This window comes from Micromonospora sp. MH33 (genome assembly GCF_003013775.1).
GTDB classification, from domain to species: domain Bacteria; phylum Actinomycetota; class Actinomycetes; order Mycobacteriales; family Micromonosporaceae; genus Micromonospora; species Micromonospora fulviviridis.
In genome coordinates this window covers 1-8,989 of record NZ_MUYZ01000284.1, presented here as the reverse complement: position 1 = coordinate 8,989, position 8,989 = coordinate 1, and the positions used below count along the sequence as shown (strand labels likewise).

Annotated in this window: 11 protein-coding genes; 6 read left to right on the top strand and 5 right to left on the bottom strand. The window is 74.0% G+C overall.

Going from position 1 to position 8,989, the window contains the following annotated elements:
* Positions 1–209: 209 nt before the first annotated feature.
* The 5 genes from B0E53_RS29390 to B0E53_RS29375 all read left to right on the top strand — a co-directional run bounded on the left by B0E53_RS29390 (position 210) and on the right by B0E53_RS29375 (position 3,509).
* Entirely contained in the window at positions 210–833 is a 624-nt protein-coding gene (locus B0E53_RS29390) for an RNA methyltransferase (RefSeq protein ID WP_107078980.1), read from the top strand.
* Positions 830–1,585 (top strand): TFIIB-type zinc ribbon-containing protein, encoded by a 756-nt coding sequence (locus B0E53_RS29385; RefSeq protein ID WP_348639680.1) that lies wholly within the window; start codon positions 830–832, stop codon positions 1,583–1,585. The genes B0E53_RS29390 and B0E53_RS29385 overlap by 4 nt, the downstream gene beginning before the upstream one ends.
* Positions 1,586–1,703: 118 nt before the next feature.
* Positions 1,704–1,862 (top strand): hypothetical protein, encoded by a 159-nt coding sequence (locus B0E53_RS38000; RefSeq protein ID WP_013283898.1) that lies wholly within the window; start codon positions 1,704–1,706, stop codon positions 1,860–1,862.
* 6 nt (positions 1,863–1,868) lie between these two features.
* A complete protein-coding gene (locus tag B0E53_RS29380) occupies positions 1,869–2,744 on the top strand; it encodes a PH domain-containing protein (protein WP_107078979.1) in 876 nt (291 codons plus the stop codon).
* A gap of 102 nt (positions 2,745–2,846) precedes the next feature.
* Positions 2,847–3,509, top strand: a complete 663-nt coding sequence (locus B0E53_RS29375; RefSeq protein WP_246835658.1) for a SigE family RNA polymerase sigma factor — start codon at positions 2,847–2,849, stop codon at positions 3,507–3,509.
* Here B0E53_RS29375 and B0E53_RS29370 read toward each other — a convergent pair.
* From B0E53_RS29370 to B0E53_RS29350, 5 genes are all read right to left on the bottom strand, one after another.
* Positions 3,472–4,398 (bottom strand): diacylglycerol kinase, encoded by a 927-nt coding sequence (locus tag B0E53_RS29370; RefSeq protein WP_107078978.1) that lies wholly within the window; start codon positions 4,396–4,398, stop codon positions 3,472–3,474. The genes B0E53_RS29375 and B0E53_RS29370 overlap by 38 nt on opposite strands.
* A 72-nt stretch (positions 4,399–4,470) precedes the next feature.
* Positions 4,471–4,905, bottom strand: a complete 435-nt coding sequence (locus B0E53_RS29365; RefSeq protein WP_107078977.1) for an alcohol dehydrogenase catalytic domain-containing protein — start codon at positions 4,903–4,905, stop codon at positions 4,471–4,473.
* Between the two features lie 139 nt (positions 4,906–5,044).
* The gene (locus tag B0E53_RS29360; RefSeq protein ID WP_107078976.1) at positions 5,045–5,743 is read right to left on the bottom strand and encodes a hypothetical protein; all 699 of its coding nucleotides are present in this window, start codon (positions 5,741–5,743) and stop codon (positions 5,045–5,047) included.
* Positions 5,744–5,889: 146 nt separating this feature from the next.
* On the bottom strand, positions 5,890–7,941 hold the full coding sequence (locus tag B0E53_RS29355; protein ID WP_107078975.1) for a glycogen debranching N-terminal domain-containing protein: 2,052 nt from the start codon (positions 7,939–7,941) through the stop codon (positions 5,890–5,892).
* Positions 7,938–8,315 carry an SCP2 sterol-binding domain-containing protein gene (locus B0E53_RS29350; protein WP_168215443.1) on the bottom strand — a complete coding sequence of 126 codons (378 nt, stop codon included), beginning with the start codon at positions 8,313–8,315 and terminating at the stop codon, positions 7,938–7,940. The genes B0E53_RS29355 and B0E53_RS29350 overlap by 4 nt, the downstream gene beginning before the upstream one ends.
* Before the next feature lie 164 nt (positions 8,316–8,479).
* Here B0E53_RS29350 and B0E53_RS29345 point away from each other — a divergent pair.
* Positions 8,480–8,989: ABC transporter substrate-binding protein (locus B0E53_RS29345; RefSeq protein WP_146167807.1), on the top strand; the 510-nt coding region annotated here is incomplete at its 3' end.

The window sequence follows — 8,989 nt, the reverse complement described above, 5'->3', positions numbered from 1 at the left end:
ACGGGTGCTCCGGCGCCGCGCCGACCCGGCCGACTCGGCGGCGTACCGGCAGTGGGTGGAGTCGGTGGCGGCCCGGGTGTGCCGGGCCGGCGGGACCGCGCCGAGCCCCGCCGACCGGCGCTTCCTCGACCGGCTCGCCGGCGCGCTGGACCTCCGCTGAGCCGGGCCGGCCGGACCGGCGGCGCTCCGGGCCGTACCCTCTTCAGACCGTGACCGACGACCAGCTCGACGTGGGTGTGGGGCCCTGGCCCGGCGACCCGCCGGACGACCCGCGCTACGACCCGGAGCTGCTCGCCCAGGGCGACCGGCGCAACGTGGTGGACCGCTACCGCTACTGGCGGCGCGAGGCCGTGGTGGCCGACCTGGACCGGCGCCGGCACGACTTCCACGTGGCCGTCGAGAACTGGCAGCACGACTTCAACATCGGCACGGTGGTGCGCAACGCCAACGCCTTCCTCGCCGCCGAGGTGCACATCGTGGGGCGACGGCGGTGGAACCGGCGGGGCGCCATGGTGACCGACCGCTACCAGCACGTCCGGCACCACCCGACGATCGAGGAGTTCGTGGCCTGGGCGGCGGGGGAGCGGCTGCCGGTGGTCGGCATCGACAACCTGCCCGGCTCCAAGCCGCTGGAGACCGGCACCCTGCCGAGGCGCTGCGTGCTGCTCTTCGGCCAGGAGGGGCCGGGGCTCTCCGAGGTCGCGCGGGGCGCCTGCGACCAGCTCTTCTCGATCGCCCAGTACGGCTCCACCCGCTCGATCAACGCCGGCGTGGCCAGCGGGATCGCCATGCACGCCTGGATCCGGGCGTACGCCGGACCGCCTCCGGAGTGACCGATCCGGCCGCTCCGCTTGACGGCTCGCCGGTCCGGGGCGACGGTGAGGTGGTGAGTGTCGCGGTGAGCTGTCCCAGGTGCGCGGGCCCGGTCCGGGAGCCGGACCTGATGCACGGTGAATACCGGTGCCTGCGCTGCGGTCCGGTGCCGCCCCTGCACGTGCCGGAGCACATCGGTGCCGAGATCATGGCGAGTGTGGTGGAGCGGGTGGCCGCCGAGGCTGATCCGGCCGGGCAGCCGGGGGTCCCGCTCTGGTGCCCGTGGCCGCTGCCCACCGGCTGGACGCTGACCGGGGTGGCCTGGGTGGGGGACGACCGGTCCGGGGTGCGCGCCACCGCGGTGGCCTGCGCCGGCCCGGCGCCGCTCGACGGTGGACCGGCCGACCTGCTCTTCGTCGCCGAGGAGCCGGGTGTCGGGCTCGGCTCCCGCCTCGCCGGCCTGCCCGGCCCCGATCCGGGGCCCGAGGTGGCGGAGGCGCTCTCCGATCCCGGCCCTGGTCATCCCGAGCGGGTGCCGCACGCCAAGATCCGGGTGGGAGGCCATCCCACTCCACTGTGGCTTGTGAATTCGCCGACGGATCGAAGCGCGTACGCCGGCGAGGCTCGGGGAATGTGGCTCCATGCGATAGCCTGGCCGGCGAGTGCGGGTCACCTCCTCGCGGAAGAAGTCGTGCTGCACGACCTCACCGAGTGGACACCGCCCGAACTCGTGTACGGCGCACCATCTCCGTACCTGCACGGGCGGGCCTGACCGGCCGGCACCGGCGAGTCGGAGAACAGACGCAGATATTCACTGTACGACACCATGCTGATACTCTGGGTGCCGCTGCGGTAAACGGACCCGGCTCCGCGCGAGAGGATGGCCCGCTATGGTCAAGAAGGTCCTCACCTGGGCCGGCATCGCATTCTTGATCTTCTTCGTCGCCTACCGGCCGAACTCCGCCGCCGACGTGTTCAAGTCTCTCGGTGGCGGCATCATGGACATCGCGCAGGGCTTCGGCGACTTCTTCACCAACCTGGTCGCCTAGCCACCGATGGGAAGCCCCGCCGGTCCACCCTTCGACCCCGACGATCCCGACCGGGAGCGCCGGGAGCGCGACACCGAGCCGATCCCACGGATCGACCCCGACGAGGGCCCGGGTTACGGCTCCGGTTCCGGCTACGGCGGTGGTCCCTCCCTTTCGGACGACGCCGCCTTCGGCGACGGGCCGGGGTTCGCCGGGGAGGGGCGGTCCGGCCGCGCCTGGATCCGCGACCCGGAGGCCGCCTACCAGAATCCGCAGATCTCCGAGGACGAACTGGCCGGCCTGCGCGCCGACGCCTCCGGCATGGCCCCCCGCCGGGTGCTGCCGCTGGAGGACGAGCCCAGCTCGCTGGTCGCGCGTTACCTCTTCCCCACGGAGCGTTACCGCGGCGAGTGGAAGCGGCACTGGATCCACCTCTCCACCCCGATCGTCGTCGGCATCGCGGCGACCTTCGTGCTCGGCTACCTCTCCGGCTTCCTCGCCGGGCGCGACGTCGGGGCGCTGACCACCGTCGCGGTGCTGCTCTGGTTCGCCGTGATGGGCTGGGTGGCCTGGCGGGTCGCCGACTGGTGGTACGACCGCTTCATCCTCACCAACAAGCGGGTCATGGTGGTCAACGGAATCATCACCCGGCGGGTGGCCATGATGCCGCTGGTCCGCGTCACCGACATGAAGTACGAGCAGACCCCGACCGGCCGCGCGCTCAACTACGGCACCTTCGTGCTCGAGTCGGCCGGCCAGGAGCAGGCGCTCCGCGAGATCAAGAACCTGCCCAACCCGAACGAGCTCTACCTGCGCGTCGTCGAAGAGATGTACGAGCCGCAGGCCGTCGAGGCCCGGTTGGGCAAGGAGGCCGACGAGGCGAAGGCCGACGACGGCGCCTGAAACTTTTCGTCCGAACATCGGAGGAACTGCGCACCATTTGCCGTCGACCCGACCCCGTCCGGCGTGGGAGCCTGCCAGGCAGGACCGGGTGCGGAGGTGAGCGTGGCGAACAGGGACCCGCTGGAGGAGGAGTTCCGCGAGTTCGTCGCGGCCCGCTCCGGTGCCCTGCTGCGCACCGCGTACCTGCTGGCCGGTGACTGGGCGACGGCCGAGGACCTGCTCCAGACCGCGCTGACCAAGACCTACCTGGCCTGGAAGCGGCTCGGCGGGATCGACGCCCTCGAGCCGTACGCGCGCCGGGTCCTGGTCAACACCTCGACCAGCTGGTGGCGCCGCCGGTGGCACGGGGAACGCCCGACCGAGGTGCTGCCCGAGCGGGCCGGCGTCGACGAGATCGCGCAGCAGCTCGACCGGGACGCCCTGTGGCGCCACCTCCAGGCGCTCCCGGCCCGGCAGCGGGCCGTACTGGTGCTCCGCTTCTACGAGGACATGTCCGAGGCGCAGACCGCCGCGATGCTGGAGATCTCCCCGGGCACCGTGAAGAGCCAGACCTCCCGGGCGCTGAACACGCTGCGCCGCCGGCTCGGCTCCGAGGCCGCCCTCGGCCTGCCGGTCGAGCCGGAGGAGAAGGCCGCGCCGCCCGCGCCGCGTACCCCGCCGCGGGTGCTCCGGCAGCCCGCCGCCGCGCCGCCGCCCGCCGTGCCGGGCGTCGAGGGCGCCGCGCTGGTCAGCGCAGCAGCCGCACCGCCGCCGGCACCGCGCTGACCCGCACCGGGAGGTCGAACGCCCGCTCCCCGTCGACGTACGTGGTGATGCCCTCGGCGTCCAGTTCGACGGTGCGGGCCCGGTAGCTGCGCACCAACGGATGGGTGACGTGGGTGCCCTGGTAGATGCGGGGCTTGACCCGCATCAGTGTGCGCCGGTTGAAGCGGCCGCCCACCACCACGTCCAGCAGGCCGTCGTTCGGGTCGGCGTCGGGACAGATCCGCATGCCGCCGCCGTAGCTGGCCGCGTTGCCGACCGCCACCAGCACCGCGTCCACCTCCTGCTCCACGCCGTCGAGGCACAGCCGGTAGCGACGCGGCCGCAGCCGGGCCAGCTCGACGAGGATGGCCAGGTCGTAGCGGCGCGGGCCGCGGGGCCAGCGCATCCGGTTGGCCCGCTCGTTGACGATCGCGTCGAAACCGGCGGCCAGCACGGCGCCGTACCAGCGGTCGCCGCCGCCGGGGGTGGTCAGCCGGGCCAGGTCGACCGGGCGGGTCCGGCCGGCGCGCAGCGCGCCGGCGATCACCTCGACCGCGGCGAGGGGGTCGGTCGGGAAGCCGGTGTCCACGGCGAAGTCGTTGCCGGTGCCGGCGGGGACCGGACCGAACGGCACCCCCGTGCCGGCGACCGCCTGCAACGCCCGGTGCACCGTGCCGTCCCCGCCCACGGCGACCAGCGCCCCGGCGCCGCCGGCGACGGCGGCGTGGCACGCCGCCTCCGCCTCCTCCGGGGTACGCGCCCGCAGCAGCTCGACCGGCCGGCCCGCGCCACCCAACCGTTCCAGCAGCCGGGGCAGCAGGCCACGGTGGCGTCCCCGGCCGGCGGTCGGGTTGGCGAGCACGGCCACCGGGCCGGGCGGAACAAGATCGTGCGCGGTCACGGCGAGCACCGTACGGCACGAGCCAGGCCGTTCACCAGGGGTGACACCGCCCCGTGCCGTGGCCGGCCGCGGCACGCCGGCTCAGCAGGTGATGCGCACCTTCAGCGCGGTCCGCTCGTCCATCGCCCGGTAGCCGTCCGGCACCCCGTCGAGGGTCACCGACCGGTCGAAGACCGGCGACGGGTCGATGGTGCCGGCCAGCACGTCGGCCAGCAGTTCCGGGAGGTACGCCCGGGCCGGCGCGACGCCGCCGGCGAGGGCCACGTTGCGGTCGAACAGCTGCCCGATGTCCACCCCGGCGCTGCCGCCGCCGACCTCCTCGACCACGCCGAGGAACTCGTGCCCGATGCGCTGCCCCGGCTGCCGCTGCGCCACCCCGCGGTACGCCCACAGGTCGCTGCCGCAGATGCAGGCCAGCACGACGCGGACGACGGCGTCGGTGGGGGTGCGGACGGCGGCGTCCGGCACCTCCTCGACCCGGATGTCGTTCGGGCCGTGGATCACGGTGGCGCGCATGGGCGGGGGTCCTCCCGGTGGGCGGGTCGGGCGCCGGGCCGGTGCGGCCGGCGGCGGGGCGGGCGGCCCCGGGCGAACCCTAGACCGCCCGGGACACGCCGCTAACCCGTTGCCCCCACCGGGTGGCGGGGCTCACCGGTCAGCGCACGACGAACTGTCTGTTGACCGGGGCGACGCCCTCGCCCTGGGCCTTCAGCGTCCAGTTACCGGCGCCGCCGAGCGCCACGACCGCCTCCGCCTTGCCGTTCGGCTCCACCTTGATCTCGGCGGCCGGCTTGGCGTCCGGGTTGAGCACGTACAGCGTCCGGGCGCCGGTGGTCTTGTTCGTCACCCGGAACGCGATCTTCTCGCCGGGCTCGGCGATCAGCCCTTCGGCGCCGGTGATCCCCGCCGCCGTCAGCTCGACGGCGACCTCCCGGTCGTACGCCGTCTCGGCCGCGGCGCTGGCCACGGTGCCGTCGTCGGAGACGGTGATCCGGATCCGCACGCCGTCACCCTGCCGGCCGGGCCTGCAGGCGACCTCGTACTGCCCGGTGGCGAGGGTGGCGCGCAGGTCGCCGGTCTTCCCCGGCGCGACGTCCGCCGCCTCGGCGACCACCTTGGTGAACCCGGCGTCCTCCCGGCCGTAGAGGTACACCCCGGTGGCCTGCTGCCCCCGGTTGGTCACCGTGAAGGTGACGGCGCCCGGGTTGAAAAGGGTGGTGGCGACCTCACAACTGGTGTCGGTGGCGGTCACCGGGACCTGGTCGCCCTTCGGGGCGGGGTCGTCGTCACCGCAGGCGGTGAGGGCGGCGGTGGCGCAGATCGCGACCACGGCAGCGGCGGTACGGCTCTTCATCGGCTCTCCGGAGCGGAGGTCAGCGCGCTGACCAGGACGGGCGCCGACAACCGCCCCGGCACACCGCCCGGGGGGACTCGGCGGAGTCAGGAGAGTCTAAGCGGGCCGGCCGTGCTGGCAAGGGGAGAGGGCCGGCGCGAGGGCGGTCAGGGGCCGGCGTGGGCCAGCCCGCTGCCGATGACGTCCCGCCGGCCCCACCGGCCCGGCACGTCGAGCAGTTCCACCCGGCCGAACCGTGCCGGCACCCGCGGCGCCATCAGCAGGTGCTCGCCGACCGCCTCCAGCCCGAGCAGGGCGCGCAGCAGCAGGAAGGGGGCGGCCGTCGCCATCGCCTGCGGGCTGTTCGCGGTCGGGTAGCGCACCGGATACTCGGTCAGCTCGCGGGGATAGCCGGCGAACGCCTCGGGCAGCTGGCCGTGGAAGTACCGGGAGGCGTCCACGATGGCCTCGGCGACCCGCCCCGCCTCCGCCGAGAAGCCGTACCGGCGAAGGCCCCAGGTGATCAACGCGTTGTCGAACGGCCACACCGAGCCGACGTGGTAGCCGATCGGATTGTAGCGCTCCTGTTCGGTGGCCAGGCTGCGGATCCCCCAACCGGAGAAGAGCCGGGGCCCGACCAGGTGGGCGGCCACCTGCGCGGCCCGCTCCGCCGGGACGATGCCGCTCCACAGCAGGTGGCCCATGTTGGACGCCAGCGCGTCGACCTGCCGGCCGTCGCCGTCCAGGGCCAGCGCGTAGTAGCCCCGGTCGGCGATCCAGAAGTCCCGGTCGAAGCGCTCCCGCAGCGCCGCCGCCTCCCGCTCCAGCCGGTCGGCGTACGCCGGGTCACCCCAGAACTCCCGGGCCATCCGCGCGCCGCGCATCTTCGCGTCGTACGCGTACCCCTGGAGTTCGCAGGTGGCCAGGGGCGGGCCGGGCAGCCGTCCGTCGGCGGAGCAGATCGCCTCCGGCGAGTCCTTCCAGCCCTGGTTCGCCACTCCGGAGCGCTCGTTGCGTCGCTGGTACCGGACATAGCCGTCACCAAGCAGGTCGCCGTACTCGTCGATCCAGCGCAGCGCCGCACGGGCCTCGTCCTCGAACTCCCGCACCAGGTCGACGTCGCCGGTCCACCGCTCGTACTCGTCGAGCAGGATCACATACAGCGGGGTGGCGTCGGCGCTGCCGTAGTACGGGGACTCCGGGCGCTCCTCGAAGGCCACCATCTCCCCGTAGCGGAACTCGCGGAGGATCTTGCCGGGCTCCTCGTCCCGGAAGTCGTCGAGCACCGAGCCCTGGTCTATGCCGAGCATCCGCACCGTGGCCGACGCGAGCTCGGACGCGACGGGCAGCGCCATGAAGCTGGTCAGGATGCTGTCCCGGCCGGTGATGGTCGCCGCCCAGGGCAGGCCGGCGGCGGGCATCACCTGGTCGGGCAGGGTCAGCGGCGAGTAGCGCAGGGCCGCCAGGTCCACCAGGCTGCGCCGGTAGACGTCGGTCAGCGCCTCCCAGTCGCAGCTGAGCTGCGGCGTCCGGGACAGCCAGTTCGCCAGGTCCTGCTGCCGTTCGCCGGCACCGGCCCGGGGCCGCCGCTCCAACCGGTCGCGGACGTCCACGCCGTCCGGCCGCAGCACCTGCGCCTGCACCCGCACCGTCGTCGTCCAGGCCTGCTTGGGCGCCAGCCGCACCGTCCAGGTCAGACCCTGCTCGTCCGCCCGCACCGGTTCGCTGCTGGTCACCAGCGTCTCCCGCCGGAACCTCTCCCGCTGATAGCCCAGGCGCAGGCCGCGCTCCTCGAACCGCTGGTAAAACCGCCCCGGCGGCCGGCGCTCCTCGGTCACGCCCAGGATCGGGGAGAAGTCGCTGCCCACGTCGAGCCGTACGGTGTACTCCACCGGCACGTGGTCGTGGTTGAGCACCGTCAACCGTTCCTCGAAGACACCGCCGGTGATCGTCCGCTCCCGGATGACCGACGACTTGGCGTCCACGTAGTGCGTCGGTCTGCCCGGCACGAGGAAGAACCGCAGGTGGAGGTGGTCCCGCTCGGCGATGGAGAGCGGGTGGAGCCGGTCGCCGTCCAGGGTGAGCCGCCACACCGACAGGAACCGGGTGTCGAAGTCGAAGAAGCCGCACGGGTTGGCCACGTTCGCCTCGATGTCGCCGTTGTCCTCGCTGAGCACGAAGACGTTGCCGTCCAGCACGCGGACCAGGTCCGGCTTCATCCCGGCTCCCCGCGCCCACCGGTGAGGGCCCGCGGGTCCCGCGCCCCGGGCGGCGCCGGGAAGAGCCGCTCCAGCAGGACCACGAACCGGAAGTGCCCCTCGGCGGTGAGGTCGTTGCGCAGCCAGGCGGTGAGCGGCTTGGCCTCACCGCGGGCCATCCGGAGGAAGAAGTCCCGCCGGGTCCGGATCACCGTGTCGGCGTCCCGCGCCCGGCGGTCCACCGCGATCCGGCCGTGGGAGATGGTCAGGTGCCAGACGTCGACGCCACCGTCCTCCTCCAGCTCGAACCGGATCATGCCGGCGGTGCGGCTCAGCAGCCGCTCGGGCGCCCGCCGGGCGAGCTGCGCGAAGAACGTCTCGATCGGATCGGACACCGCACCGCCTCCCGGGAGAGGGTCGTCACGCCGCCGGCACCGACGCCGGGCGGGCCGCGACGACGGAAGCGTCCGCACCGCCTCGGGCGCCGCCCCAGACTAACTCCGGGCCCCGGCGTGGACCTGGGGATCGGGGAACTGCGGAAGGCGGGCAGGATGGCGGCATGCGCCTGGTCTCCCTGCTCCCCTCGGCCACCGAGATCATCTACGCCCTGGGGCTCGGCGACGAGCTGGTCGGGGTCACCTTCGAGTGCACGGTGCCGCCCGCGTACCGGGCCGGCACCACGATCGTGGTGGGCGGCCGGGACACCCGGGACATGAGCCCCGGAGAGATCGACGCGTACGTCAAGGGCCAGCTCGCCGCCGGGTCGGACCTGTACACCCTGCACGCCGGCGCACTGGCCGGGCTGGACCCGGACCTGATCCTCACCCAGGACCTGTGCCGGGTCTGCGCGCTGCCGTCGGGCCGCGTCGCGGACGCCGTCGACCACCTCGGCTGCCGCGCCGAGGTGCTGTCGCTCGACCCGTACACCCTGGCGGACGTGCTGGACACGATCCTGGCGGTGGGCGCGGCGGCCCGGGTGCCGGATCGGGCGGAGGCCCTGGTCGACGCGTTGCGGGGGCGGCTCGCGGCGGTCCGCGCGGCGGTGGCCGGCCGGACCCGGCGGCGGGTC